The organism is Massilia sp. UYP34, from assembly GCF_056279385.1.
Window position 1 is genome coordinate 381,770 of record NZ_JBWBRF010000001.1, and the last position, 26,064, is coordinate 407,833.

At 67.4% G+C, this 26,064-nt stretch carries 18 protein-coding genes and 1 tRNA gene; 10 read left to right on the plus strand and 9 right to left on the minus strand.

Features of this window, described 5'->3' with window-relative positions:
* Positions 1–20 precede the first annotated feature (20 nt).
* Entirely contained in the window at positions 21–1,592 is a 1,572-nt protein-coding gene (locus tag ACZ9AQ_RS01690; RefSeq protein WP_429201243.1) for an acyl-CoA ligase (AMP-forming), exosortase A system-associated, read from the minus strand.
* A gap of 173 nt (positions 1,593–1,765) precedes the next feature.
* Here ACZ9AQ_RS01690 and ACZ9AQ_RS01695 point away from each other — a divergent pair, with 173 nt between their 5' ends.
* Both ACZ9AQ_RS01695 and ACZ9AQ_RS01700 read left to right on the plus strand, forming a co-directional pair.
* Positions 1,766–3,001 carry an aminotransferase class I/II-fold pyridoxal phosphate-dependent enzyme gene (locus ACZ9AQ_RS01695; RefSeq protein ID WP_429201241.1) on the plus strand — a complete coding sequence of 412 codons (1,236 nt, stop codon included), beginning with the start codon at positions 1,766–1,768 and terminating at the stop codon, positions 2,999–3,001.
* Positions 2,998–4,008 (plus strand): GNAT family N-acetyltransferase, encoded by a 1,011-nt coding sequence (locus ACZ9AQ_RS01700; RefSeq protein ID WP_429201239.1) that lies wholly within the window; start codon positions 2,998–3,000, stop codon positions 4,006–4,008. Before ACZ9AQ_RS01695 ends, ACZ9AQ_RS01700 begins: the two co-directional genes overlap by 4 nt.
* Before the next feature lie 31 nt (positions 4,009–4,039).
* Here ACZ9AQ_RS01700 and ACZ9AQ_RS01705 read toward each other — a convergent pair whose 3' ends face one another.
* Positions 4,040–5,092, minus strand: coding sequence for a polysaccharide deacetylase family protein (locus ACZ9AQ_RS01705; protein ID WP_429201237.1), 1,053 nt, complete (start codon positions 5,090–5,092; stop codon positions 4,040–4,042).
* A gap of 519 nt (positions 5,093–5,611) precedes the next feature.
* Here ACZ9AQ_RS01705 and ACZ9AQ_RS01710 point away from each other — a divergent pair.
* Entirely contained in the window at positions 5,612–7,939 is a 2,328-nt protein-coding gene (locus ACZ9AQ_RS01710; protein ID WP_429201235.1) for a hypothetical protein, read from the plus strand.
* Between the two features lie 68 nt (positions 7,940–8,007).
* Here the strand turns inward: ACZ9AQ_RS01710 and ACZ9AQ_RS01715 are convergent, their stop codons facing one another.
* Entirely contained in the window at positions 8,008–8,994 is a 987-nt protein-coding gene (locus ACZ9AQ_RS01715; RefSeq protein WP_429201233.1) for a hypothetical protein, read from the minus strand.
* 226 nt (positions 8,995–9,220) lie between these two features.
* Between ACZ9AQ_RS01715 and ACZ9AQ_RS01720 the strand changes: the two genes are divergently transcribed.
* The 6 genes from ACZ9AQ_RS01720 to ACZ9AQ_RS01745 all read left to right on the plus strand — a co-directional run bounded on the left by ACZ9AQ_RS01720 (position 9,221) and on the right by ACZ9AQ_RS01745 (position 16,044).
* Positions 9,221–10,180: a glycosyltransferase family protein gene (locus ACZ9AQ_RS01720; protein ID WP_429201231.1), complete on the plus strand. Its 960-nt coding sequence runs from the start codon at positions 9,221–9,223 to the stop codon at positions 10,178–10,180.
* 23 nt (positions 10,181–10,203) lie between these two features.
* Entirely contained in the window at positions 10,204–12,381 is a 2,178-nt protein-coding gene (locus ACZ9AQ_RS01725; protein ID WP_429201229.1) for an RIFT barrel domain-containing protein, read from the plus strand.
* Between the two features lie 158 nt (positions 12,382–12,539).
* Positions 12,540–14,000, plus strand: a complete 1,461-nt coding sequence (locus tag ACZ9AQ_RS01730; protein WP_429201227.1) for an oligosaccharide flippase family protein — start codon at positions 12,540–12,542, stop codon at positions 13,998–14,000.
* Between the two features lie 43 nt (positions 14,001–14,043).
* Entirely contained in the window at positions 14,044–14,292 is a 249-nt protein-coding gene (locus ACZ9AQ_RS01735) for an acyl carrier protein (protein WP_429201225.1), read from the plus strand.
* Entirely contained in the window at positions 14,289–15,140 is an 852-nt protein-coding gene (locus tag ACZ9AQ_RS01740; RefSeq protein WP_429201224.1) for a hydrolase 2, exosortase A system-associated, read from the plus strand. The genes ACZ9AQ_RS01735 and ACZ9AQ_RS01740 overlap by 4 nt, the downstream gene beginning before the upstream one ends.
* Positions 15,130–16,044: a hydrolase 1, exosortase A system-associated gene (locus tag ACZ9AQ_RS01745; protein WP_429201222.1), complete on the plus strand. Its 915-nt coding sequence runs from the start codon at positions 15,130–15,132 to the stop codon at positions 16,042–16,044. Before ACZ9AQ_RS01740 ends, ACZ9AQ_RS01745 begins: the two co-directional genes overlap by 11 nt.
* A gap of 12 nt (positions 16,045–16,056) precedes the next feature.
* Here the strand turns inward: ACZ9AQ_RS01745 and ACZ9AQ_RS01750 are convergent, their stop codons facing one another.
* The 6 genes from ACZ9AQ_RS01750 to ACZ9AQ_RS01775 all read right to left on the minus strand — a co-directional run bounded on the left by ACZ9AQ_RS01750 (position 16,057) and on the right by ACZ9AQ_RS01775 (position 24,527).
* Positions 16,057–17,487 carry a right-handed parallel beta-helix repeat-containing protein gene (locus ACZ9AQ_RS01750; protein WP_429201221.1) on the minus strand — a complete coding sequence of 477 codons (1,431 nt, stop codon included), beginning with the start codon at positions 17,485–17,487 and terminating at the stop codon, positions 16,057–16,059.
* Positions 17,484–18,848: a PEP-CTERM-box response regulator transcription factor gene (gene prsR / locus ACZ9AQ_RS01755; RefSeq protein WP_429201219.1), complete on the minus strand. Its 1,365-nt coding sequence runs from the start codon at positions 18,846–18,848 to the stop codon at positions 17,484–17,486. The genes ACZ9AQ_RS01750 and prsR overlap by 4 nt, the downstream gene beginning before the upstream one ends.
* A 14-nt stretch (positions 18,849–18,862) precedes the next feature.
* Positions 18,863–20,965: an XrtA/PEP-CTERM system histidine kinase PrsK gene (prsK, locus tag ACZ9AQ_RS01760; RefSeq protein WP_429201217.1), complete on the minus strand. Its 2,103-nt coding sequence runs from the start codon at positions 20,963–20,965 to the stop codon at positions 18,863–18,865.
* A gap of 90 nt (positions 20,966–21,055) precedes the next feature.
* On the minus strand, positions 21,056–22,459 hold the full coding sequence (locus tag ACZ9AQ_RS01765) for a TIGR03013 family XrtA/PEP-CTERM system glycosyltransferase (RefSeq protein WP_429201215.1): 1,404 nt from the start codon (positions 22,457–22,459) through the stop codon (positions 21,056–21,058).
* A 636-nt stretch (positions 22,460–23,095) separates the two neighbouring features.
* On the minus strand, positions 23,096–24,181 hold the full coding sequence (locus ACZ9AQ_RS01770) for an acyltransferase family protein (RefSeq protein WP_429201214.1): 1,086 nt from the start codon (positions 24,179–24,181) through the stop codon (positions 23,096–23,098).
* Positions 24,182–24,451: 270 nt separating this feature from the next.
* A tRNA-Arg gene (locus tag ACZ9AQ_RS01775) sits at positions 24,452–24,527 on the minus strand.
* 175 nt (positions 24,528–24,702) lie between these two features.
* Here ACZ9AQ_RS01775 and ACZ9AQ_RS01780 point away from each other — a divergent pair.
* Complete coding sequence (locus tag ACZ9AQ_RS01780; protein ID WP_429201212.1) at positions 24,703–25,584, plus strand: c-type cytochrome; 882 nt, start codon at positions 24,703–24,705, stop codon at positions 25,582–25,584.
* Positions 25,585–26,064 lie beyond the last annotated feature (480 nt).

Consider the following 26,064-nt stretch of genomic DNA (forward strand, 5'->3'; position numbering starts at 1 on the left):
AAGATGGTGGGCGGCGCGGCCTAGCGGCCGGGCCGGAAGGTCTGGCGCAGCAGGTTGCGGTCGATCTTGCCGTTCGGGTTGCGCGGCAGCGCTTCTGCGCGCAGGACGATATGGGCCGGAACCATGTAGGCCGGCAGCCGGCGCCTGCATTCGGCCAGCAAGCCGGCGCGGTCCACCGCCTGCGGATCGGCCACCGCCACCGCCACGATCGCGTTCCCCAGCATCTCGTCGTCGATGCCGAACACCGCCACCTCGCTCACCAGGCCGCTCGCATGCAGGACGCCCTCGATCTCGGTCGGGCTGATGCGGTAGCCCGAGACCTTGATCATCTCGTCCGCGCGGCCGATGAAATACAGATAGCCGTCGCCGTCGCGGCGCACGGTGTCGCCCGACCATACCGCCAGCTCGGGCAGCGGCAGGGCCGGATCCTGGCCCGGGGCCGGACGGAAGCGCTGGGCAGTGCGCGCCTGGTCGTTCCAGTAGCCCAGCGCCACCAGTGCGCCGCGGTGCACCAGTTCTCCCGGTTCGTCGTCCTCGCACAGGCTGCCGTCGGGACGCACCACCAGCACTTCGGCGTTCGGTATCGCGCGCCCGATCGAATCCGGGCGGCGCGCCAGCTCGGCCGGCGGCAGATAGGTCGAGCGGAACGCCTCGGTCAGGCCGTACATCAGGAAGATCTCGGCGCGCGGCAGCGCTTCCTGCAGCGCCTTGACGGTCGCCACCGGCATGGCGCCGCCGGAATTGGTGATGAAACGCAGGCTGCAATCGGCCGGCCACTCCAGGCGCGACAGGGAGATCCACAGCGGCGGCACCGCGGCCAGGCCGGTGATGCGCTCGGCGCGCACGGCGGCCACGATGTCCTTCGGGAACAGGTAATTCATGAGCACCACGCTGGCCCCGCGCAGGAAGGCGGTGGTCAGCTGGCTCAGGCCGTAGTCGAAACTCAGCGGCAGCACCGCCAGCAGCCGGTCTTGCGCACCCAGGCCGAGGTAACCGGCCACGCTGGCGGCGCCGGCGACCATGTTCCGGTGCGACAGCACCACGCCCTTGGGCGCGCCGGTGCTGCCCGACGTGTACAGGATGGCCGCCATGTCGGTGTCGATGCGGCGGTGCGGCGCCGGGGCGGCGCCGGCGTGGGCGTCCAGCTCGCGCCAGTGCAGCACCTGCGGCGCGCCGGCGAGATCCGCCGGCGCCGCGCCGTCGGTCAGCAGCAGCGCGCGCAGGTCGGGGCAGCCGGCCAGCGCGGGCGCCAGCTGGGCGCGACGCTCGGGGGTCGTCACCAGCAGGCGCACATTGCAGTCGGCCAGGATGTAGGCCACCTGCTCGGGCTTGAGCAGCGGATTGACCGGCACGAACACGCAGCCGGCGGCCGCCGCGCCGAACATGGCGACCACGTTCTCGATGCGCTTTTCCATGTAGACCGCCACGCGCTCGCCCGGCCGCAGGCCGCAGGCCAGGAACAGGGCGGCGGCGGCGCTCACCCGGGCCGCCAGTGCGGCATAGGTGCAGCGCTCGGCGCCATAGGCCAGCGCCGGGGCGTCGGGGGTGCGCGCTGCGCTGTCGAAAATGCTGTCGTGGATCAGGTGGTTCATCGCGTTCCGGGTCTCGATGGCCGCCACCCAACCGATAGGGCGCGGCGCGTCCGCCATCTTACCAGTTCGGGCCCGATCGCAAGCCGCCCGCATGCAATGCCGGCATCATCGGCCGCCCGGCGCGCGGACTCCCGGTGCACGGGAATCGCCCGCCCCCATGTTATATTTAAATCATGCCCAGAATAAACAACAGTACCGCGCCGCGCCGCGCCATTCCCTCCGTGCCGGTGCTCTCGCTGGGCGCGTTCGGCGCCCGCCAGGCGCCCCTGCCGGCGCTGGACGACGCGCCCGCGGTGCAACTGGTGACGAGCGGCCGGATCGCGATCGGCATGGCGCTACGCGCGCTCGGCGTGGGGCCTGGCGACACGGTGCTGGTGCCGGCTTACCACAGCCCGTCGATGATCCCGCCGGTACACTGGCGCGGCGCCGAAGTCGTGTTCTACCGGGTCCACCCCGACACCACGGTCGACCTGGAGGACGTGCGGCGCAAGATGGCGCCCGGCGTGAAAGCCGTCATGGCCACCCATTTCTTCGGCTTTCCCCAGGACTTGCGCGCCCTGCGCGCCCTGTGCGACGCCCACGGCGCCGGGCTGCTCGAAGATTGCGCGCACTGCTTCTTCGGCGAGCGCGAGGGCGTGGCGGTCGGCGCCAGCGGCGACTACGCGATCGGCAGCAGCATGAAATTCTTCCCGATCTTCGAAGGCGGCTGCCTGGTCTCGCACCGGCATGCGCTGCCGGACCGGCTGGCCGGCGCCGGCGCCGGCTTCGAGGCCAAGGCCGCGCTTGGCGCGCTCGAGGCCAGTTTCGGACACGGTCGCCTGCCGGCGCTGCGCCTGGCCGCAGCGCTGCCGCTGCGGCTCAAGACCGCGCTGTGGAACCGGATCAAGGCGCGCGCGGCCGGCTCCGTGGCCGCCACCACGGCCATGGAAACGGCGCCACTGGCGCTGGCCCCTTCTTCGTCCGACAGCAGCTTCGCCTTCGATGCCAACTGGCTCGACCGCCGCTCGTCGCGATTCTCGCGTCTCGTGCTGCGCGGCGCCGGCCGCGCCCGCATCGTCGAGAAACGGCGCCGCCATTACCTGGAACTGGAACGCGCGCTGGACGGCGCGCCCGGCTGGCGGCCGCTGTTCGCGGCGCTGCCACCCGGCGCCTGTCCGTGGGTCTTTCCGCTGCTGGCCGAGCGCCCGGCCGAACTGTTCGCGCGCCTGCGCGCGGCCGGCGTGCCGATGGTGCGCTTCGGCGCCAGCCTGTGGCCGGGGGTCGACGCCGCCACCTGCGCCAACAGCGCGGCGCTGGGCCGATGCCTGTTCGGCCTGCCCGTGCACCAGGAGCTGACGGCGTCCGAGAGCGCCTGGCTGGCGGCCACGGTGCGCGCCGCGCTGGAAGCGTCGATGGCGGTGGCGGCATGAGCTGGCAAGTGGTCCCGGCGGCCGAGTTCCTGGCGCGGCCCGAGCTCCAGGAGCGCTGGCGCCGCCTGCACCGGGCCAGCGCCGGCTCGCCGCTGCTGGCGCCCGAATTCGCGGTCGCCGCGCTGGCGGCATTCGGAACCGGCCGCGAGCGGCTGGCCTGGCGCGAGGTGGACGGCCAGACCGACGTCACGACGATCCTGGCGCCGTCGCGCCTGGGCGCCTGGAACACCTTCCAACCCTCGCAGGCGCCGGTCGGCCTGTGGCTGCAGCGCGACGCGCGGCCGCGCGGCGCGAGCCTGCCGGCCCTGATGCGGGCCCTGCCCGGCCCTGCCTTCATGCTCGGCCTGACCCAGTGCGACCCGATGCTGATGGAGCGCCCGGCGGACGACGCCATCGCGCGCACGCTGGACTATATCGACACCGCCCGTGTCACCCTGCCGGCCAGCTTCGACGCCTATTGGGAAGGACGCGGCAAGAACCTGCGCGTCAACCTGCGCAAGCAGCGCAAGCGCCTGCAGGACGATGGCGTGACGACCCGCCTGCAGGCCAGCCGGGCGGCGCACGAGATGGCGGCCGCGGTCGAGGACTACGGCCGCCTGGAAAGCGCCGGCTGGAAGGCCAAGGACGGCACCGCGGTCGCCGGCGACAACGCCCAGGGCCGCTTCTACCGCGCCATGCTCGAAGCCTTCGCCGGCGCTGGCGCGGCCTGCGTGTACCGCTACTTCATCGGCGAACGGCTGGCGGCGATGGACCTGTGCATCGAGGGCGGCGACTGCATCGTGGTACTGAAAACCGCGTACGACGAGGGCTTCGGCAAGGCGCTGTCGCCGGCGCTGCTGATGCGCGAGGAAGCCACGCGCGCGATCATCGACTCCGCACGCTTCGCGCGCATCGAGTTCTACGGGCGGGTGATGGAGTGGCACCTGCGCTGGACCGACGAGGTCCGCGTCATGTACCACCTGAACGCCTATCGCTGGCCCTGGATCAGGCGGCTTCACGCTGCCTGATGCGGCCGGCGCGCTGGCGCCGGGATGCGCCTCAACCCTGGCTGAGCTGCGGTTCGCCCCTGGCCTGCCCGTTCGCCGAGGATGCCCCCAGCGCCGCCGGCAGCGCCGACATGCTCAGGAATTCGCCGCCGATCTCGTCGCGGAACCAGGTGCAGTAATCGTGAATGGTCGTCACCAGCCGTTCGCGCTCGGCCGCGTCGCGCACATAGGGCGTGTGGCCCGGCACCAGCGATGGGCTATGGTAAGTCAGCGAGAATACCTCGCAGCCGTTGGCGCGCAGGGCGCGGGTCAGGCGCCGCATCTCGGCGCCGGTGGCGACCTCGGGACTGAGGCGGATACGCTCCAGCGCGCCGCTGCGCGCCAGCACGCCGCCCATGTGCAGCGCGCGTCCCGCTGGCGCGCGGGCCAGCTCGAACAGGCGTGGCCCCATGCCGCGCAGCCAGCCGGCGTAGCCGGTGGTTACCGGCAGCTCGAGCAGGCGCCGCCCCCCTGCTTCGAACCAGTAGGGATGTTCGTCGAAGCTGCGAAAGTCGGGCGCGCCGGCATCCTCGAAGCGGGTGTAGGGCACCACGCTGGCGTCGATCTCATAGCCCAGCGCCGCCACTGCCTCGGCGCTGTGCGGGCCCAGGCCGTAGCGCCCGGCCTTGAAGGCGGTGGGCATGCGGTCGAAGGCGTCGCCGATGGCGGTGGTCAGCATCCGCACCTTGGCCAGCTCCAGCTCGCGCGGCAGGTTGCCGGCGTAGGAGTTAAAGCCGGTCACCTGTTCGTCGTACGGCGGCGAGACCCACGGATGGAGCTGGGTCCCGATCTCGCAACGCCCCTCGCGCATCAGGCTGCGCAGGGTGGCGGCGGCCGCAGGCGCCGTGGCGACCGGCCAATCGACCATATAGGCGGGCACGATGCCGAGCCGGTCGAACACGCGATCGTGCATCAGGGGCTGGGCGGCGACCGAGGTGGTGCCGGTGTTGGCGCGGTCGAAAGGCTTGTCCCAGGCGAACTCTTCTTCGGTATCGACGATGACGATCAGGACCGGTGGCCGCCCGGCCGCTAGCCGGGCCGCTACATGGTTGGTTGTGCTTAGCATTGCATCAATTTCCGCGAAGCCTGAGCGCGCCGATGAGGCGTCGCACATCGGCTGCGACGATGTCCTTTGATAACAGGGTCGATGACCGCACACGGCAGCGCTGAAAGCGATGTCGCCGGTCCATTGATGTTGTCATCCTAGCATATAAAAGAATTATCGGATGACAACCCGATCTCACGCGTGCCGGCCCTGCCCGCGCAGTGATCCCGGCACGGCAAGCGGCAAAAAATCAGTAAATACGAACTATCGCGCCACGGTTGCTCGCGATCTTTGGCTGGAAATTCAGAGATTCATCGCTGAATTCATGCACTCCTGACAAGTAGATTGTCGCTTTCCTACGTCTCTTGAAAAAATGTTCTTGACTTTATTGTCTTAATTGATTTCAACGGCGGCATCTTCGTTGTTTTTGCACAGGAAATCGGCAAAAACTGCGAATAATTGCCCCACGGAAAAAGTTGGCCGATGTAAAGTTCTGTTTCATTCAGAAACTATTTCTCCGGCGAACCTCTTCCGACCACCATGAATACCGAACAGATGACCCCGAGCCGCGCGGTACGTGGCAGCCAGGATTTCCCACATACCCAGCGCCGCGTTGCAATGCTCGCTGCCGTACTGAGCGCAGCCCTGCTGAGCGCATGCGGCGGCGGCGGCGGTGACGACGATGTCGCAGCCGCCGTAGTGAGCGGCAGCATGGATGGCACATCCCTGGCCAGAACCACCACCGGCTTCGTGCCGCAACCAACCGCCCCGACCATTCTCACGCCGTTGCCCACGACCAACCCGGCCACGATCGTCGCCGGCGCCAGGGTGACCGACTTCGAGATCCAGAACCAGGGCCTGGCGCAGACCAACGTGCCGTTCACCTTCGGCCAGATCGTCGCGCAAGGCCAGATGGCCCCGACCGAAGGCCTGGCAGCGCGCCTGCCGGACGGCGGCCTGGTGCGCCTGCAGACCGACGTCAAGGCCACCCATGCCGACGGTTCGGTACGCCACATGATCGTGTCCGGCGTCCTGCCGAACCTGGCGGTCGGCCAAATCGCGAAGATCCAGCTGCTCAAGACGTCCGCACCCGAGAAAAGCGCGCTCACGCTGCAGGACCTGGCCGCCAGTGGCCTGACCAGCGACATCGTCCTGACCCACGAGGGCGTGCAGTACACCGCCTCGCTGGCTGGCGCGCTGGCCTCGCCAAAGCCGGTCCAATGGCTGTCGGGCCCGGTCGTCAGCGAATGGATCCTCAGCACCCCGCTGAAGAACGCCGCCGGCGTCGAACATCCGCTGCTGACCGCCAGCTTCGCCGTGCGCTGGTATGCCGGCCTGTCGAAGCAGGCGCGGGTCGACGTGATCGTCGAGAACACCAAGACCTTCAAGGCCGGCGCACGCAACCAGCGCTACGACGTGAACGTCAACGTCGGCGGCCGCTCGATCTTCGCCAAGAGCCAGATGGCGCACTACCACCACTCGCGCTGGCACCAGAGCGGCTGGTGGGACGCCAGCCGCGCGCCGAACATCCACGTGCGGCCGAACACGGCCTACCTGATCGCCTCGAAGGCGATCTCGAACTACGACCAGAACATCGAGATCAACGAAAACTCGCTGGCGATCATGGGCAAGCAGATCACGGCCGCCAATACCGGCCCGATGACGATCGGCCCGGTGGTCGCCTACATGGCCACCACCGGCGGCCGCGGCGACATCGGCCCGCTCCCGAGCTGGACCGTTTCCTACCTGCTGTCGATGGACATGCGCGCTCGCAACGCCATGATGGCGGCCGCCGACGGCTCGGGCACCTGGTCGATCCACATGCGCGATGAACAGACCGGATTCCCGCTGCGCGTCGACAACGACGCGTACAAGAACCTGTCGACCCACATGAACCTGGCGCACAAGGGTCCGCTGCCGGTGCCGCGCTGCGCCGACAACAACAAGGGCCTGTGCAGCACGCCGAACACCGAAGACACCGCCCACCAGCCTTCGCTGGCCTACCTGCCCTACCTGCTGACCGGCGACTACTATTACCTGGAAGAGCTGCAGTTCTGGGCCGCGGCCAACCCCCTGGCCACCGATCCGGCCAATTCCGGCAACGGCAAGGGCCTGGTGCGCTGGCAGCAGGTGCGCGGCCAGGCATGGTCGCTGCGTACGCTGGGCCATGCGGCCTACATCACGCCGGACACCCATACGCTGAAGGATTACTTCGTCAAGCAGCTCGACAACAACCTGGATTTCTACCACGCCACCTACGTGGTCGGTAATCCGAACCAGCTCGGCGTCTATGACGGCAGCGGCGCCGGCGCCTTCGCGGTGAGCGCCTCTGCCCCATGGCAGGACGACTTCCTGACCTGGAGCTTCGGCTACCTGGCGGAACTTGGCTTCAGCAAGGCGCAGCCGATCCTCAACTGGAAGGCGAAATACCCGGTCGGCCGCATGACCACGCCGGGCTACTGCTGGATCCAGGCGTCGGCCTATTATCTGGAATTCCGTCCAGGCGCCAAGCAGCCGCTGTTCACCGACCTGGCCACGATGCATCAGTTTAACTTTGGCGGCGACAGCATCTCGAACGAAAGCAAGAGGCTGACCCACCCGGATGGCCAGAAATACATCGACCAGCCATGCGCCAGCCAGGCCCAGAGCGACTGGTTCCGCGCGGCGACCAAGGGCCACTGGACTGCGGGCCGGATGTCGGGCTTCTCGGATTCGCCGCTCGGCTACCCCGCCAACATGCAGCCGGCGCTGGCCGTGGCCGCCACCTCGGGCATCGCGAACGCGGCCCAGGCCTGGACGGTATTTACTGGCCGCGCCGACAAGCAGGATTACGGCCGTGGTCCGCAGTGGGCCATCATCCCGCGCTGACAGACAACCGCGTTTCACCACGACCGGGCTTCGCGAGAAGCCCGGTTTTTTTTTGGGGGGCGCCGCCGCTATCGCGCCGTCGACCGGGCGCGCCAGGCTGCGGCCCGGCAGCGCAGGCTGCGCCAGCCCAGCCGGGCCAGAGCCGGCGGATGCCGCGCGGGGACGGTCTCGAACAGCAGCCGCGCCCAGGCCGCGGTGCAGGCCTCGGCCCGCACCTCCTGGCCGCGCCGGCGCCCGTTCTCGACCATGGCGCGGTACAGCGCCGGATCCGACGCGAGGCGCGCCAGCGCCGCCGCCGCTTCGCCGGCCGACGCGACCTCGATGTAGTCGAGCTCGGAGCGGCGCAGCTCGCGGTAGGCCTGTTCCGGCCCCAGGATGGCCGGCACCCCGGCCAGCCACGCATTGATCAGTTTACTGGCCGGCTTCTTCACATGCAGGTGAGACAAGTCCTTGCGCATGGCGACGATCACGTCGATGGCGCCGTAGTCGTTCCAGCTGGTCTGGTAGGCGGCGGCATTGCCGCCCCACGCGACCGCGTCGCATTGCCACTCGATGCCCTGCCCGCGCAGTCCGTCAGCCCACGCCGGCGCGGCCAATTCGGGCGTCATCTCTCCCACCGTCCCCTTGAAGGCGACCGTGCGCACCGCGTCGCCGCGGCAGGGATCGCGCGCCACCAGGCCCGGCTGCGGCCAGTGCTGGACATGGAACACATTGGCCGCCGTTGCCGAGGCGGCGTTCTGCACCACCTCGACGTCGGCATACGGCTGGCGCGGACGGTCGGCACGCGCCGCCACGATGGTCAGCGGGGACAGCCAGCCGCGCTGGCGCAGCAGCGCCGGAACGTGGTCGGCATGGGCGACCACGACGCCTGCGCGCGGCGTCGATGCCGCCAGCAGCACCGGATGTCCGGCCCGCTTCAGGCGCAGATAGGTCTGGCCGACCCAGACATGCACGCCGGTATTGAACAGCGCCCAGTCGCGATCCGGGTCGGCGTCCTGGAACTGCGCCACCTGTTGCGCATCGGGCAGGAAAAATGTTACGGGATGACTACTCACTCGCTCTCCATGCTAGGTTGGCAGGCACGCGCATCATTCAGAATGACAACATTTAATGTCTGATGACAAAAATGCAGCATGGAACGCGTGCGCCGGGATGTTGCAGCATATAATAATTGCGCGTCATTGCAAGGAAGGCAAGAGCAGCATGCGATGCTCAGCCGCATCACCCGTCCAGGGCTGGCCCCGCCAGCCCGCTTGAATGCCGATACAGGAGCCAGTAGGGATGTCTTTATTTAATAGGATGGTCGCACGTCTCAAGCGCGACTATTTCCGCGCGCGGCACCAGAAGGTGATCCAGGAGATCTTGTCGACCCGCCCAGTCGAACGCGGCAGCCTGCCGTTCGTGCTGCTGTCGATGGTCCACACACGCGACGTCCAGGCCTACCTGGTGGCAGTCAAGTCCTTCGTCCATTTCCTGAACCCGGAACGGATCGTGGTCGTGTGCGACCCGTCGATCAGCGACCACGACCAGGCCCTGCTGCGCCAGCACGTGCCGCACATCGAACTGCGCCCGGCCGACGAATTCACCCATCCCGACATCCCGCGCGGCGGCACCTGGGAACGCCTGTACGCCATCGCCGGGCTGGTGCGCGAGCATTACGTCATCCAGCTCGATGCCGACACCGTGACGACGCAGCCGATTCCCGAAGTGCTCGAGGCGGTGCGCAACGGCGCCGGCTTCGTGCTGGGAGAAATGCCGGACACCCCGATCCGCCACTTGTCCGAGGTGCGCGAGCGCGCGCTGGCCTTCCTCAAGCCGGACGCCCACATCCAGACCGTCACCGAAAGCGAGATGGTCAACGTCGGCCTGCCGCAGGACGCCCGTTACGTGCGCGGCTGTTCCGGATTCACCGGTTTCCCGCGCTCCCAGACCATGCGCGACAGCATGACCGACTTCTCGCGCCGCATGACCGCCAAGCTGGGCAACGACTGGACGCGCTGGGGCACCGAGCAGGTGACGTCGAACTACCTGGTGGCCAACGCCCCGGGCACCCGCTCGCTGCCGTTCCCCAAATACGGCACCCCCGACTGCGCGACCTCCGAGACTGCGTTCTACCACTTCATCGGGTCGATGCGCTTCATCAGCGGCCAGTATGAAGCAACCTCGCGCGACGCTATCCGCATGATCGGTAGCAGCAACGCCGCCGGCGTCACGCTCGCGCAGTCGACCCCGGCCGGCTGAACCGGCCGCTTCCCGGATTCGCCATGCTCGGTCCCCTGTCCGCTTTCGTCCCCCGCCCGGCCTGCGCGCTGGCCTGCCTGGCCGTACTGGCCGTGCTGGCCGCCCCGGCCGCCGCGGCCGAGTCCATCACCGGCGTGCGCATCCAGAACCTGGGCGCCGACCAGGCCGAGGTGCCGTTCACCTTCGGCCAGGTGTTCGCCCCCGGGAGCCTCGGCAAGAACGATGGACTGGCCGCGCGCCTCGGCGACGGCAACATGCTGCCGTTGCAGGCCGACGTCAAGGCCACCCATCCGGACGGCTCGGTACGCCACGCGATCGTCTCCGGCATCCTGCCGAAGCTGAAGGCGCGCGCCACGGCCAGCCTGGAGCTGGTCAAGGCAGCTGCGGCGAAGCCGGCCCGCGCCGGCGGCGCCGGCATCGAGCGCCTGCTCGCCGATGGCCTGAGCGCCAGCATCGACATCCGGACGGAGGGCGCGGTGTATCGCGCTACCCTGGCCGATGCGCTGGCCGCGGCCAAGGGCGCGTCCAGGGGCGCAAACGCCGGCGCCTGGCTGGACGGCGCCGTGGCCAGGGAGTGGCGCGGCGCCGTTCCGCTCAAGTCGGCGAGCGGCTCGGCCCACCCGCTGCTGGGCGCCAGCTTCGCGGTGCGCTGGTATCCGGGCCTGGAAAAACAGGCGCGGGTCGAAGTCGTGGTCGAGAACACCAAGACCTTCCAGGCCGGCGCGCGCAACGTCGAATACGACGTCGAGGTCGAGGTCGGCGGGCGCAAGGTCTACCAGCAGGCCGGACTTACCCATTACCGCCATGCGCGCTGGCGCCAGCTGGCCTGGTGGAACGAAACGCGCGCGCCGGCGATCCACGTGCGGCCAAACGGCGCCTACCTGATCGCCAGCGGGGCCGTGCCCAATTACGACCAGACCATCAAGCCGGACGAGCGGGCGCTGGCCAACCTGGCGGAGCGGCTGAAGCCCGACAACACCGGCCCGATGCGCATCGGCCCCGTCATGGCCTACATGCCGACCTCCGGCGGCCGCGGCGACATCGGTCCGCTGCCCTCCTGGTCGGTGCACTACCTGCTGTCGACCGACGTGCGTGCGCGCGATGCGATGATGGCGGCGGCGGAAGGATCGGGCAGCTGGTCGGTGCACCTGCGCGACGAGCGCACCGGCTACCCGGTGCGCACCGACACGCCGGCCAACCGCGACATCTCGACCCACATGAACCTGGCGCACAAGGGGCCGCTGCCGGTGCCGCGCTGCGCCGGCAAGAACCTGTGCAAGACGCCGTACACCAACGACACCGCGCACCAGCCCTCGCTGGCCTACCTGCCCTACCTGCTCACCGGCGACTACTACTATCTCGAAGAGCTGCAGTTCTGGGCCGCCACCAACCCGCTCGGCACCGATCCGGCAAATTCCGGCAAAGGCCAGGGCCTGGTGCGCTGGCAGCAGTTGCGCGGCCAGGCCTGGTCACTACGCACGCTCGGCCACGCCGCCTACATCACGCCCGACGCCCATCCACTGAAAGCCTATTTCACGAAGCAGCTCGACAACAACCTGGCGTTCTACCACGCGACCTACGTGGCCGGCCGGCCGAACAAGCTGGGCGTCTACGACGGCTCGGGCGAGGGCGCGTTCCGGGTCAAGAACTCGGCCCCGTGGCAGGACGACTTCCTGACCTGGAGCTTCGGCCACCTGGCCGAACTCGGCTTCGCCAAGGCGACCCCGATCCTGCGCTGGAAAGCCGCCTACCCGGTGGGACGCATGACCGCGCCCGGCTTCTGCTGGACCGAAGGCGCCGCCTATTTCCTCAAGTTCCGCCCCGACGACAAGGAACGGGGACCGCTGTACGACAGCTTCGCAGAGCTGTACCGGGCCAATTACGATCGCGACTCCTATCGCAAGGACGATGGCAAGCGCGCCAGCCACCCGGACGGCGCCCGCTTCATCGACCAGCCCTGCGCCAGCCAGGCCCAGGCCGACTGGCTGACCAAGGTCTACCGCCGCACGTGGACGCCCGGGCGCATGTCTGGCTATGCCGATTCGCCGATGGGATTCCCGGCGAACATGCAGCCGGCGCTCGCCGTCGCGGCGACTTCGGGCATCGACAACGCGGCCGAGGCCTGGAAGCGCTTCGACGCACGCGCCGACAAGCCGGACTATGCCAGGGCGCCGCAATGGGCGATCGTCCCGCGCCGCTGAGCATCGCCACACCATTGTCAAAAATGTATCGTGCGGGCATCTGTCCACAGCAATGCCGCATATAATGTCGTGCATTACAGCAACCGATGCGGCGCCGCAATCGCCGTGTCCCGCTCCCGCCCGCTGAACGAGGCGGCTGCGTTCACCTCCCCATGGCCATGGCAAATCTGCGACGTTCGCTGATCATCAATTTCTTTTCGTCGTCCGGCGCGACCATGCTCAAGTTCCTGGTCAGCGTGCTGCTGGCGCGCATCCTGAGCCCGAGCGAGATCGGCGTCTATTCGATGACGGTGGTGTTCGTGAACCTGGCCGGCGTGTTCCGCGATTTCGGCGTGTCGGGCTATCTTCAGCGCGAACCGAACCTCACGCCCGACAAGCTGCGCTCGGCCAGCGGGGTGGTCTTCACGTCGTCCTGGCTGATCGCGCTGTGCCTGTACCTGGCCAGCGACGCGCTCGGCGACTGGTTTGCCGAACCCGAGATCGTGCCGGTGATGCAGGTGCTGGCGCTCGGCTTCGTCTTCATCCCGTTCGGCTCGGTCACCAATGCCCTGCTGTCGCGCGAATTCGCGGCCGAGAAGCAGGCAATCGTGAACGCGGCCGGCACCATCAGCTTCTGCGTCAGCTGCCTGGTGCTGGCCAAGCTCGGCTTCGGCAGCATGAGCCTGGCCTGGGCCAACCTGATCAACATCCTGGCCTGCATGCTGGCCCTGATCCCGATGCGCCCGCGTAACGTCCCATGGATGCCGTCGTTCTCGCACTGGCGCGGCGTGGCGCACTTCGGCGTCGGCTCGCTGGTATCCAACATGGCGGTGGCGGTCAACAACGCGATTCCCGACGTCCTGCTCGGCAAGCTCGGGTCGGCGGCCCAGGTCGGCCTGCTGAGCCGCGCCAACTCCACGGTCCAGATCTTCATCCACGTGGCCGGCTCCACCGTCAACTATGGCGCCGTCTCCTACCTGTCGCAGATCCACCACCGCGGCGAGTCGCTGGCCCCCGTCATCACGCGCGCCACGCTGCTGCTTACCGGCGTCGGCTGGACCGCGCTGGGCCTGACCGCGGTGCTCGGCCACGACATCGTACTGGCCCTGTACGGTCCGACCTGGCTCGAGGCGGTGCCGGCGATCCTGCCGCTGACGCTGGCGGCGGCCGCGATCATGATGTTCAACTATATCTCGATGGCGGTGGCCGCGATCGGCCGCCCCTACCTGAGCGCGGTCCCGGTGCTGGGCATGCTGCTGGCGCGGATCCTGTTCGGCGTCCTGATGTACGATGGCTCCCTGGCCGGCTTTGCCTGGGCGCTGTTCCTGGCGACGATCGTGAGCCTGCCGCTGCGCGCGATGCAGCAGAAGCGCTATTTCGACCTGCGCATGCTGCCCCTGCTGCGCGCGCTGGCGCCGAGCGCCCTGGTGGCCCTGGGCAGCGTCGGTGCTGGTATGCTGCTGGCGATGCTGCTGCCGTCGTCGCTGGCGCCGATGCTGCGCCTGCTCGTGATGGCGCCGCTGCTGGCCGCGGTCTGGTACCTGCTGCTGCGCCTGACGCGCCATGAACTGGTCGGCGAAGTGCACCGGCTGGCGGCGCCGATCAAGAACCGGCTGGCGCTGCTGCGCCCCAACCCTTAGGCGCGCCCGCACAGGCGCGGCGCCTTCCGTGAATGGAATCCACATGTACCTCGACCAAACCAAGACCATCCTCACCGACGTCCTCAGCCTGGGCGACGCCGGACGCGACCTGACCGCCGACTCGCCGCTGCTGGGCGCGCTGCCGGAACTCGACTCGATGGCGGTGATCAGCCTGATCGCCGCCCTGGAAGAACACTTCGACATCGCGATCGACGACGACGACATCAGCGCCAGCACCTTTTCCACCCTGGGCAGCCTGGCCGCCTTCGTGGAAGCCAAGCGCGGCGCATGAAGGACGCCGCCGGCGCGCCGGCCGAGCCCTTCTTCCTGAAGGCGGACGGCGGACAGCGTTTCTGCCTCTACCACCCGCCAGCCGGCCCGGCGCGCGGCGCGCTGCTGTACGTGCATCCTTTCGCCGAAGAGATGAACCGCGCACGCCGCATGGCGGCGCTGCAGGCGCGCGCCTTCGCCGCGGCCGGCCACGCCGTGCTGCAGATCGACCTGGCCGGCTGCGGCGACAGCAGCGGCGACTTCGGCGACGCGCGCTGGGAACTGTGGAAGGCCGACCTGGCGCTGGCCGCGGCCTGGCTGCGCGAGCGAACCGACGCGCCGCTGCGGCTGTGGGGCCTGCGCCTGGGCGCCCTGCTGGCATTGGACTACGCGCGCGCGGCCGCGCATCCGGTGGCCGGCATGCTGCTGTGGCAGCCGGTGCTGAAAGGCGGCGCGTATCTGACCCAGTTCCTGCGCCTGCGCCTGGCCGGGGCGCTGCTGGCCGACGGCGACGCCGGCCCCGGCGCCAGTACCACTGCGCTGCGCGCGGCGCTGCAGGCCGGCGAGACGCTCGAGATCGCGGGCTACGACCTCGATCCGCGCCTGGCGGCCGCGCTCGACGCGCTCGACCCGCTCGACGCATTCCGGCCTGCGTGCCCGGTCGACTGGATCGAAGCGGTGATGCAGCCCGGCGCCGAAGCGGCTCCCGGCGCTGCGCGCGCCGCCGCCGCCTGGCGGACGGACGGCGTCGACCTGCGCCTGCACCCGGTCCATGGCGCGCCGTTCTGGACCACCACCGAAATCACCGAGAACGCGGCCTGGCTGGATGCCGGGGTGGCCGCGCTGGAGGCAAGACTGCATGGGCATTGAAGGCGTGGAGACAACGCATATGGAAGCCGGCGCGAACATCGACGAAGGCCTCGAAGAGCGCGCGCTCGCCTTCGGCTGCGGCGGCGAACGCCTGTACGGCATCCTGAGCCTGCCTGGCCAGGCGGCATCCGCCACCCGCGGGGTGCTGGTGGTGGTCGGGGGGCCGCAATACCGCGCCGGTAGCCACCGCCAGTTCACGCTGCTGGCACGCGAGCTGGCGCGCGACGGCGTGCCGGTGCTGCGCTTCGATTACCGCGGCATGGGCGACAGCGAAGGCGCCGCGCGCCCCTTCGACGACGTCGACGACGACCTGCGCGCCGCCATCGACGCCTTCATGGCGGCCGTCCCCGGGCTGCGCGAAGTGGTGCTATGGGGCTTGTGCGACGCCGCCTCGGCGATCGGCATATACGCCGCGCGCGACGCGCGCGTGGCCGGCCTGGTCCTGCTCAATCCCTGGGTACGCACCGAGGACGGCCTGGCGCGCGCCACGCTGCGCCACTACTACCGCGCGCGCCTGAAGGATCCCGCCTTCTGGAAACAGCTGCTGCGTGGAGGCCTCGACTGGCGCCGCTCGCTGGCCTCGCTGCTGGCGCTGCTGCGCAAGGCCAGGGGCAAGCCCATGCCTGCCGCCGCCGCCGGCGCCCCCGCAACGACTTCGCTGCCCGAGCGGATGCGCGCCGGCCTGCAGGATTTCCGGGGCCGGGTGCTGCTGGTGATCGCCGGCGCCGACCTGACCGCGCGCGAGTTCTGCGACCTGGCAGATGCCGACCTCGCCTGGCGCGGCATACTCGCTCCACCGCGCGTGACGCGGCGCCGGATCGACGACGCCGACCATACCTTCTCGCGGCGGGCCTGGCGCGACCAGGTCGCGCGCTGGACCAGCGAGTGGCTGCGTTCCTGGTAAGGCTCTAACTCTTCAGCGGCGCCGGCAGGCGCCGAAATCGTCGAAGGCGCCATAGACGCCCACCGTGGCGCGCGCGACGCCGCACAGGTCGACTCCATCGCGGCGCGGCTGCGTGCGTCCCGGCGCCTCGTCTTTCCAGCGAAAATCGCCTTCGCCCGGGGCTGCGAACAGCGCGCGCACCGGATGCCAGCCCACGTACGAGCGCCACAGGCCGGCATCGCGGTTGTCTCCCAGGTGCAGCAGGCCGGCATCGCGGCTGCGGATCGGACCATCGACCAGGTTGCCGTCCAGCCGCGCGCTGCTGGTGGCGTAACGGACATCGATGCCGGCCGTGTCGATCAGGGTATTGTCCTCGATGCGGGAGTCGGAAGCGCTGTTGAGGTAGATGCCGACGTCCGAACAGCCGACGATCAGGTTGGCGCGCAGCACGCCGCGTTCCTGCTCGGTGACGCAGCGTCCGTCACGGCAGAAGCGCGCGCCCGTACCGCCCCCGCCCAGCGACAGGCCGACGCGCTGGCCCGGCTGGCCTGCCAGCGTCTGCTCGCACCACACCAGGTTGCGCTCGAAGACGTTGCCGCTGCCACCGCCCTTGGCGAAGGCCCCGTAGCTGACCCGGTTCCCCTGCAGCTTGACGAAGTCGCGAATGACGTTGCCGCGCACCGTCCAGTCGCTGGCCGCGACCAGGTCGATCGGCGTCACTGGCCGGCGCGTCGCGCGCGGCGCCGGATTGGACAGGGTATTCGCCTCGATCAGGCCATGGTCGGGAAAGCGCCCGCCGGCGCCGTTGATCTTGAAATGGGCATTGAAGCCCTGGACGAGGTTGTTGACGGCGGCGAAGTGGCTGGCCGCGCCGGTGACCTGGAACGCGTGCTCGCAGTCGTCGTGGCGGCGGCAGGCGCCGTCGATGGCCAGGTTCTCGAAGCGCCAGTGCGGGGCGCTGACGCGGATCGCGATCGTGACATGCGAGAGCAAGGTCACCGTGCCAGGTTGTGCGGCGCGCACCACGACCGGCGCTCCGGCGGCGCCGGGCCTGCCGGCTTCCAGCGAGCGGTTCACGATGCGGTAGGTTCCCGGCGCCAGCGTGATCGTGGCGCCGGGCGCAGCCGCGGCCATGGCGGCGCGCAGCGCGGCGACGTCGCGCACCAGGCCGGCCGCGGGCCCGGGCGCGCCCGCGGCCTGCGGCTGGGCGCCCAGCCGCAGGCCGTCGAGACCGGCCCTGGCCGGTGCGCCGCGGTCCAGCGTCAGCAAGACATCGCTGGCGAGCCGGCCGGCGCCGGTGATGACCGCGTTGTGACCGCTGCTGCGCTTTTCGATATACGGCGCCAGCGCGCGCGGCATCACGCCAGCGCGTTCAAGCGCGAACAGCGTCGCGGCGATGCCGCAGCCGGCCAGCACGACGCAGGCCGCCAGTGCGGCCAGCGCCAGCCGCGCGCCACGCCTCATGCGCTGCTCTTGATGCCGTGCCGGTTCATCATGTCATACAGGGTCGGGCGGCTCACGCCCAGCATCTCGGAGGCCTTGACGATATTGCCGTCCACGCGCGCCAGCGCGCGCACGATGGCGGCATGCTCTGCCTCGTCGCGCACCTGGCGCAAATTCAGCGGTTGCTCGACCTGCGCGCCATGGTCGGGCAGGCCCAGGTCGTCGGCCACGATGGTCGGGCCGTCGGCCATGATCACGGCGCGCTTGACGCAGTTTTCCATCTCGCGCACATTGCCCGGCCACTCGTAGCCCTCGATCGCGGCGATCGCGTCGGGCGCGAAGTGCAGGGTCGGGCGCGACTCCTGGGCGCAGAACTTGTTCTTGAAATGGTGGGCCAGCAGGGCCGCATCGCCCTGGCGCACGCGCAGCGGCGGGATCGTGACGACGATCTCCGACAGGCGGTAATACAAGTCTTCGCGGAAGCGCCCGGTGGTGCACAATTCCTTGAGCTTCTGGTGGGTGGCGCACACGATGCGCACGTCGACCGGGATTTCCTCGTGGCCGCCGATGCGCTCGATCACGCGCTCCTGCAGGAAGCGCAGCAGCTTGGCCTGCAGCGGCATCGGCAGGTCGCCCACTTCATCGAGGAAGAAGGTGCCGCCGTTGGCCAGTTCGACCTTGCCCTTGGTCTGCTTGGCGGCGCCGGTGAAGGCGCCCTTCTCGTAGCCGAACAGTTCGCTCTCGAGCAGGTTCTCCGGAATCGCGGCGCAGTTGATCGCCACGAAGCGCTCCTTGGCGCGCGGCGACAGCGCGTGCAGCGCGCGCGCCAGCACTTCCTTGCCGGTGCCCGATTCGCCCAGGATCATCACCGAGGCCGAGGTCGGGGCCACCTTCTCGATGTTGCGGCACACCTTGAGCATGCCGGCGTCGCGGCTGATCACGCCCGCCATCGGCGAATCGGCCTGGTTCGACTGCATGCGCCGGTTTTCCATCTGCAGGTTGTGCAGGAAGAAAGCGCGCTGGATCACCAGGTTCAGCACCTCGGGTTCGCACGGCTTCTGGTGGAAGTCGTAGGCGCCCATGGCGATCGCCTTGACCGCGTTGGCGCGCTCCTGGTTGCCGGTCAGGACGATCACGCGGGTGTCCGGCGCCAGCGCCAGGATCTGCTCCAGCGTGGCCAGGCCCTCGGTCGAACCGTCCGGATCGGGCGGCAGCCCGAGGTCCATGGTGACCACCGCCGGCTCGTGGCGGCGAATCTGCGCCAGTGCGCTCTCGCGGTCGCCGGCGACGACCACGTCATAGGCATCGAAGCTCCAGCGCAGCTGCTTTTGCAGACCGGGGTCGTCCTCGATGATCAACAGTTTCGGTTTATTTTGGGTCACGGCTATTCCTCAGTTCACGCTGCGCGATCGACGGCGCCGGCGGCGATGCCGGCCTCGTGGTACAACGGCAGGGTGACGGTAAAAGTGGTTCCAACCGAGGGCGTGCTGGTCAAGTCCAGCGCGCCGCCCAGTTCATTGATGTATTCGCGGCTCTCGAACACGCCGATGCCCATGCCGGCCGGCTTGGTCGATTCGAACGGCTTGAACAGGCGCTCGCGAATGAATTTCTCGGTCATGCCGGCGCCGGTATCGGCCACCGTGATCGCCACCCGGTTGCCCTGGCGGCGAATGCTCACGTTGACGCGCCCGCTCTTGGGCGTGGCTTCGATCGCATTCTGGATCAGGTGGCCCAGCACGCGCTCGAGCCGCTCGCGGTCGGCCAGCACCATCAGGCCCTGCTGCTCGACCTGCAGCAGCGGATGCGGCTCGAGGGCGCTCTTGAGCGCGATCGCCTGGCGCACCACGGCCTCGACCGACAAGGCGCGCGGCCGCGCCGGGGCATCGTTGCGGCTCAGTTTCTGCAGCATCGACGTCATCTTCTGGATCGAATGGTCGACCGTGTCGAGCATGTCGCGTTGGAACTCCGGATTGTCGCGGTGCTTTTCGGCGTTGGCGTTCATCAGGGACAGCTGGGACACCAGGTTCTTGAGGTCGTGCACCACGAAGGTCGACATGCGGTTGAACGAGTCGAACTGGCGCGCCACCATCAATTCGTCGGCGGCATCCTGCTGCGCCAGGTAGCTGGCGGCCTGGCTGCCTGCGATCTCGAGCAGGTCGAACACTTCCCAGTTCAGGGCCACGGTGCTGCGCGCATCCTGCAGCACCACGAAGCCGAACAGTTTCGAGTGCATCATCAGGGGAACCACCAGCCAGCCGCGCGGGAACTCCTTCAGCCAGGCCGGCAGTTCGAGGTCGCCGTACTTCTCGGGCAAGGACTTGTATTCGCGCAGGTCGATCACCCACTGGGTGGTTTCCAGGAAGCGGCAGAACTTCGAATCGGCCGGCTCGACGGCGCTGCTGGCGGCCTGCAGGCCGGCCACCGGGCGATAGGTGCCGGCGCCGGCGCCGTCGGGTTCGCCGTCGCGGCGCTGCCACAGCACCCCGCCCGGGCTTTCGACCAGGGCGCCGACCGCCTCGATCGCACGCTCGCCGATATTGGCGCTGTGCTCGGACAGGGTGCGCGTGAAGCGCATCCATTCCTCGCGGTAGTCATAGCCGTAGCTGTAGAAATGCTTGCTGATGAAGACCTTGAGCCAGGAGCGGAACGTGCCCGAGAACAGGGTGCCGGCCAGCACCAGCAGCGCGCCGCACAGGAACACGACCTGCATCACGCCGCCCCAGCTGCCGCCGAAGTAGCGCAGGTAGTAGCCGGCGAAGCCCATCGCCAACAGGTACAGCGCGGAGCCGAACAGCGCGGTCGAATGGAACATCACGCGCCGCGACAGCGCCAGCGCATTGGCGCGCGAGGTGCCGCGCTTGACCGCGGTGCCGATCAGCGGCATGGCCAGGGCGTTGACGATGCCGCGCGCGGCCCAGGTGTCCTGGTGCATCTCGTGGAACAGCATCGCCTGGCTGTACATATAGAAGTCGTAGGCGAACATGGCGCCGATGCCGAGGCAGGCGAACTTGATGGCCCAGCGTTCCTGCACCGTCTTGTTGCGGTACACCTGCTCGACCAGCAGCATGCCCAGCACCGCCTGGCACACGCGCGCCGTCACGTTCGGCAGCATGCCGTCGACATTGAGCATCAGGTCGGTGCGCAGCAGCGCCGTCGCCAGCAGCAGGCCCAGGTAGACCATGCCGCCGACAAACACCGGCGTGCGCAGGCCGAATGGCCAGCGGCTGCCCGGATCCCTGTAGTTTCCCAGTAACAGCACCAGCACGACGCACCAGGCGCCGCTGCGCAGGATCTCGAGCTTGTCGGTCCAGACCGACCACAGCCTAAAGCCGGACGCGGCTTCCATGGCCAGGGCGCCGGACCAGAGCGCGGTGAGCGCGCAGGCGATCGCGATCGGCGCGACGTGGCTGCGGCCGCGCCAGATCGTCAGCAGGAGACCGATCAGCAGGAAGAAACCGATGGCGGCGACGCTATAGCTATAGACGGCAATGCTGGTCAACGTGCGCCATCCATGAGAACGTGCATTGAAAAAATCCGGGTGAGGAGATCACACCGATGCCCGGCCCTGGCGCCTTCCGGGGCGTGCGCCTCAGCGCCCGCTGCGGAACAGGACGACCTTGAGCGTGTTGATCAGCACCAGCACGTCGAGGAACAGGCTGTTGTTCTTGACGTAATACAGGTCGTACTGCAGCTTTTGCAGCGCATCCTCGGCCGAGGAGCCGTAGCCGTAACGCACCTGGGCCCATCCGGTGATGCCTGGCTTGATGCTATGGCGCACATTGTAATATGGCACCACCTCGATCAGCTGCTCGACGAAATAGGCACGCTCGGGACGCGGACCGACGAACGACATGTCACCCTTGAGCACGTTGAACACCTGGGGCAATTCGTCGATGCGGGTCTTGCGCATGAAATTGCCGACGCGGGTGACGCGTGGATCGTTCTGGGCCGCCCACTGCGGCTTGCCGCCCTTTTCGGCATCGGTGCGCATGCTGCGGAACTTGTGCACGCGGAAGATTTTGCCGTCCTTGCCGACCCGTTCCTGCGAATAGAACACGGGGCCGCGGTCTTCCAGCCACACGGCGATCGCCGCGGCCAGCATGATCGGCAGGGTCACGACCATGATCAGGGTGCTGCACACCAGGTCGAAGCCTCGCTTCATGAAGGTGCGGATATAGCTCTGGTCAAAGCCACCGCCAAAGACCAGCCAGCTCGGCTGCAGGGAGTCGACCCGGATCTGGCAGGTTTCGCGTTCGAAGAACGTGGCGGCGTCGGTGACCTTGAGGCCTTGCAGTTTGCAGTCGAGCAGTTCCTTGATGGGGAAGCTGCCGCGCCGGTTCTGTACCGAGACCACGATTTCCTGCACGCCATACTGCTTGGCGACCTTGACCAGCGAATCGCCGTCACGCACCTTGAGCAGGTCGCCGGAGGGTACGCAGACCTCTTCGCTGGCGACCGGGATGAAGCCGGCGATATTGTAGCGGTGGTAGCTGGTCTTCTTCTGCGCCAGCTCGCTGCACTCCTTGGCCAGCGGACCGCAGCCGAGGAACATGATGCGCGACTGCATCAGGCGCATTTCGGACGTCTTGAAGAAGATGATGCGCGCGGTAAAGATACCGACCGCCGCCAGGCCGAACACCAGCAGCAGGATGCCGCGGCCGAAATACAGGTCGGGGGCAATATAGAACACCAGCGTCAGGATCAGGAAGCCCATCAGGAAGGCGGGCATCAGCTTCATCAGGAAGGGATGGCGCAAGCCTTCGTCGAAATCGAGCTGGTACATGCCCATGGCGCTCATGCTGAAGCTGACCGCAATCGCGAAGGCGATGGCCGACGCCATGAAGTGATCGAGCTGCAAGGCTGTCGCCGGCGCGTCGACGTCAAGAAAGCGCATGGCTGCGCCCGCATAGGCTGCACCGAGCAGGATCAATATCTCTACGAACAGTAGGACGAATACGATCTTCGACACATAGTGATTAGAGATCCGAAACATGTTATTCCCCAGAATTTATTATTGCTTCACTGCTTGCTGAGTTGGCAAAACGACGGCAAGGCTTCACTGCATCGAACGCAGCGCGCGCATGGTCTCATACAATAGCTACACCGTGTCGCGCTCGCCAGCATACCTGTTGTATCGGCGACAGATGACCATCTTCTGGTCAACAAATTTCTTAGCGCAACATTATCAATATAACAAAGATTCGAATTTGTTTCTTTATCGCTACATCTAGCGTGCGCGGGGCAACAGCTTGTTGTCGGACACATAGGCCGGCGTGCCGCTCAGTGCCAACCATGTGAACATACGGCAAGCCGGCGCCGTACGCTCGATGACTGGTCGGTCATGCAAGCAAGTCTGCTGAACAGCGGACTGCTCATGCAAATTTATTTATCGCCTGCAAGACATGTTTTTGCCATATTTTTAACATTAAATATAGCATGGAAACACAAACAGGCTCAACGACGCTTCATTGCCGCGTCAGGCCAATGCAACACGGGTAACACAAGCGACCAAGACTCACCTGCGATTAGTGAAAGAAATTTTAGCATTGACTCAACAGTATGCCGCACAACGATGTATATCGTGCGCTATTGTTTTAAAGCCAATATTGATTTATAGCAAGTGTGTGTCTTAGAGCTTTGCCACGGCGCCCTGGGGCGCATCCAGCACCGGCATGGCGCCGGCGGCCGGTGCCGGCTGACGCGCGCGCGCTCCTGCGCCGATGAGCCGAGGGAACAGTCGCGGCATCAGGACGTCGGCGATGCGGTAAACGGCGACCAGGATGGCCGTGACCAGCACCGGCGCCATCACCCAGTACACGGGATAGGGCAAGGCGCTGCCATAGCGGTTGTACAGGAGCCAGGTCAGCAACAGCACAGGGGCATGCGCCAGGAACATGAAGAAGCTGTACTTGCTCATGCCTACCAACCATGGTCCGAGCCGGGTCCCCACCAGCCAGGCGGTGGCCGGCCAGATGAGGAACGGCGCGACCAGGCGCAGATAGGTCGTGTTCGCAACACGGAAATGCACGATGGCGGCGCAGGCGAGCACGAACAACACCAGGCACAACAGTGCATGACGGTCGAGCAGGCGCAGGTTCCAGCCGCGCACGGCCGCCATGCCGCCGACATAGAACAGCACCGCCATCAGGTCGCGCAGCACCAGCGCACCATCGTAGTTATTGAAGAACACCACCGACACCAGGACCAGGCCCGGCCAGGCGTAGTTGCGCAACAGCCAGCCGAACAATGGGGCGAGCAGGATCAGCGCCAGCAGGTCGCGCAGGAAGTTCAGCGGGTAATTAACAGGCGAAGCGGTCAGGCCCAAGGCCGCATTGAGCCAGGCCATCGGTTCGAACGGCCACAGTTGCGCGGACATCTCGATGCCGGCGAACACCTGCGCCCCCAGCGCCAGCGGCACCAGCGGCAGGCTGAAGCACAGGAAGGGCAGCAGGATGGTGCGCGCCTTCTTGTTGAACAGGCGGGCCGGCGCGCGGTCGAGCGCGGCGCCAAACAGCAGGAAGCCCGAAATGACGGTCAGCACCGGCACGCTGGCGCGGAAGACGGCGAGCTGGAAAAATGCTTTGACGGCATCGAACCAGCCATCGCCGACCTCGACCATGGGCACGTACTGCGGCGTATGCAGCATGATGACGCCGAAGATCATGACGAAGCGAAGAAGGGCGATACGGTCGCGAAGACCATGGTCGAGAGTCATGGAAGGTGCTCTTTCAAAGGTGCGGAGCATGCGCAGATGGCGGCGCGCATGACGCCCGAAACTGCCGGATCGGGCCTGCCGGCAATGAGGAGCTTGCCAGCTCTTACTTACATTAAAGTCAACACTGAGGAATGTCAATTGTGCGCGTGTTTCATTACACAAATGGTGCGCTACGGAAACGAAGAGAGAGTATGGAAGCGGGGCGGCGACATGCCGGCGCATGCGGGACGATCGGGCGGGGGGAGGAAAACAACGGCGATGATGCCGGAATGGCGCGGCTGGCTGGGATCGAACCAGCGACCCTTGGCTTCGGAGGCCAATACTCTATCCACTGAGCTACAGCCGCGCTGGAGGCGTGACGAAGGATACAGTCTTTCCGCAGGTACGTCCATGGGCAAAAGCGGAAAAACCCCTACACCGAAACAGGATTACACTATAATAAGATTCTCGACGGCATTTGCAAAAAGCCACTAGATCGCAGTGCCCAAGTGGCTGGTTTTTTTAATTGAATTAAGGAAATCATGAGCGACGCACACAACGAACATCAATCCCTCATCCGCACGCCAAAACAGCTCGTCGTTGCCGTCACGGGATTCTTTCTAGTCATTGTTATAGGTATCATTTTGCTGGTCATATTCGTGACCAGCACCGCCACTACCGGCGCCGGCACCGACAGCCAGAGCGCCGAAGCCATTTCTAGCCGTATCCGCCCTGTTTCCGAAGAAGGTTTCACCCTGGTCGACGCCAATGCACCGCGCGTGCTCCAGGCCGGCGGTGTCGTCTATGCCGCCACCTGCGCGTCCTGCCACGACAGCGGCATGGCAGGCGCACCGAAGACCGGTGACAACGGGGCCTGGGGCGCACGCCTGGCGCAAGGCTATGACACCCTGCTCAAGCACGCGATCGAGGGGATCCGCGCCATGCCTGCCAAGGGCGGCAATCCGGATCTGGACAATCTCGAAGTGGAGCGCGCAGTCGTCTTCATGGCCAACATGAGCGGCGCCAGCTTCAAGGAACCGGCCGAACCCGCGTCGGCACCGCCGGCCGCCGATGCGCCGGCCAGCACCGCCGTGACCGCAGCGACCGCCGACACTCCTCCCCCGGCAACGCCCCAGCCTGCTGCTGTCGCGGCGGCGCCGGCCGTCGCCGGTGCCGATACCGGCAAGAAGGCTTACGACGCAGCCTGCATCGCCTGCCATGGCACCGGCATCGCGGGTGCGCCTAAATTCGGCGACAAGGCGGTGTGGGCCGCACGTCTCGACCAGGGCGCGAACACCCTGTACGAGCACGCCATCAAGGGTTTCCAGGGCAAGACCGGCTTCATGCCGCCGAAGGGTGGCTCGACCATTCCCGACGCCGAGGTCAAGGCGGCGGTCGATTACATGGTCGCTGCAGTGAAATAAAGGTGTGCGGCGAACACGCCGCAGGGCCGATGCCTGGCTTCGATATGATGCTGCAAACAAGGAGGGGAATCGACATGGCGCGATACCCGTTCCCTGGTGATGACCCCGAATGCCATACGCCGCCATTGGCGCGACAGCTGTAACGCGCCCGCCATCGAGCGCCCGATGCCGCCCGGGTAGTTGGGTCGTCGGTGCGACGCCACGCCATCGAAGCGCGCCAGCCATGTCTTGAAGCGCCGGTGACACGCGCTCGCCTGTGAAACATGGACGGGCGTCCCCGGCGTCGGCGCGGACGCGTTCGGCGGCACTGAAGTGGACGGTCTGGTGCGCGACGCCAAGGGGATCGGCGCAGGCGCGATCGGCGCAATTGGCGCCGCTGACCAGCAGCGCTTGCCGACGATCTCGGCAGGTGCTTCACCGGCCGGGCCACCTTCAGGACTTTCCACCAGCGTGCGATTGGCAATGAAGGATCGGGGCGCC